Annotated in this window: 2 protein-coding genes; both read left to right on the top strand. The window is 61.9% G+C overall.

From position 1 onward, the window contains the following. A partial coding sequence (mftC, locus tag CH262_RS17165) for a mycofactocin radical SAM maturase (RefSeq protein WP_094643281.1) occupies positions 1 to 1,233 on the top strand: 1,233 nt, incomplete at its 5' end. A 2-nt stretch (positions 1,234 to 1,235) separates the two neighbouring features. Continuing rightward, the coding region (locus tag CH262_RS17160) for an alpha-hydroxy-acid oxidizing protein (protein ID WP_179275030.1) at positions 1,236 to 1,879 on the top strand (644 nt) is incomplete at its 3' end.

Below are 1,879 nucleotides of genomic sequence, written 5' to 3'. Positions count from 1 at the left end.
ATGACTTCCACCCTCGAAAGACCAGCTCCGGTAGGGAGATTGGTCGATCAGTTCGAGCTCGGTCTCGATGCTCCGATTTGTTTGACGTGGGAGTTGACCTACGCCTGCAATCTGTCGTGTGTGCATTGTCTGTCGTCGTCGGGTCGTCGTGATCCGCGTGAGCTCTCCACCGAGCAGTGCAAGTCGATCATCGACGAGTTGCAGAAGATGCAGGTGTTCTACGTCAACATCGGTGGCGGTGAGCCGACGGTCCGCAGCGATTTCTGGGAGCTCGTCGACTATGCGACGGCGCATCAGGTGGGGGTGAAGTTCTCCACCAACGGAGTCAAGATCGACAGACAAGTCGCGGCACGGTTAGCGGCGTCGGATTACGTCGATGTGCAGATTTCCATCGACGGGGCGACGGCGGAGGTCAACGACGCGGTGCGTGGTCCGGGTTCGTTCGACATGGCGTGCCGGGCGTTGGAGAATCTGAAGGAGGCCGGGTTCCGGGATGCGAAGATCTCGGTCGTCGTCACTCGTCACAACGTGTCGCAGCTCGACGACTTCAAGGCGTTGGCCGACAAATATGCTGCGACACTGCGGATCACGCGGTTACGGCCGTCGGGTCGTGGTGCGGATGTCTGGGATGATCTGCATCCGACGGCCGGTCAGCAGCGCGAGTTGTACAACTGGCTCGTGGCGAACGGGGAGGGTGTGTTGACGGGTGATTCGTTCTTCCACCTCTCGGCGTTCGGTGACGCTCTGCCGGGGTTGAACTTGTGTGGTGCGGGGCGGGTGGTGTGTTTGATCGATCCGATCGGTGACGTGTATGCGTGCCCGTTCGCCATTCACGAGAACTTCCTCGCGGGCAATATCGTCCGCGATGCCAAGGACGGTATGGGCGGATTCCAAACCGTCTGGCAGACCTCGGAATTGTTCCAGGAGTTGCGCTCGCCGCAGACCTCGGGTGCGTGCACCAAGTGTGCGCATTTCGATGCGTGCCGGGGTGGGTGCATGGCGGCGAAGTTCTTCACGGGTCTGCCGATGGACGGTCCGGATCCCGAATGCGTGATCGGCAACGGTGAGATGGCGTTGGCGGCGGCGGGGGAGATCCCCAAGTCCAGTGTCGATCATTCGCGTACCGGTCAGCGCAAGACTCCCCGTAAGTCGGTGCCGTTGACGTTGATGATGCGTCCACCGACGAAGATCTGCGACGAAAATCCGCTCGCAGGAATGGAACAGGAAGCGTAGTCATGGCGAAGAGTGCGTGGTTCGAGACCGTTGCCGAAGCGCAGCGGCGGGCGAAGAAGCGTCTACCGAAATCGGTGTATGCCGCGCTGGTGGCCGGCTCCGAACGCGGTATCACCATCGACGACAACATGGCGGCGTTCGGCGAGTTGGGTTTCGCTCCGCACGTGGCGGGGTTGTCGGACAAGCGGGACTTGTCGACGACGGTGATGGGGCAGCCCCTGTCGTTTCCGGTGATGATTTCCCCGACGGGTGTGCAGGCCGTGCACCCCGACGGTGAGGTTGCGGTGGCGAGAGCTGCTGCGGCGCGGGGTATTCCGATCGGGTTGTCCTCGTTCGCGAGCAAGTCCGTGGAGGAGGTCGCGGCGGCGAATCCGCAGACGTTCTTCCAGATGTACTGGGTCGGCTCGCGGGAGATCTTGTTGCAGCGGATGGAGCGGGCCCGCGCTGCCGGTGCTGTGGGGTTGATCATGACGTTGGATTGGTCGTTCTCCAACGGCCGCGACTGGGGTAGCCCGTCGATTCCGGAGAAGATGGATCTCAAAGCGATGGTCCAGTTCGCTCCCGAGGGCGTCATGCGTCCGAAGTGGTTGTGGGAGTTCGCGAAGACCGGGAAGATCCCGGATCTGACGACCCCGAACCTGACCCC

Source organism: Rhodococcus sp. 05-2255-1e, from assembly GCF_002259025.1.
Taxonomy (GTDB): domain Bacteria; phylum Actinomycetota; class Actinomycetes; order Mycobacteriales; family Mycobacteriaceae; genus Rhodococcoides; species Rhodococcoides fascians.
Note: the sequence above shows the minus strand (reverse complement) of the source record. Positions and strands in the feature narration are given on the sequence as shown.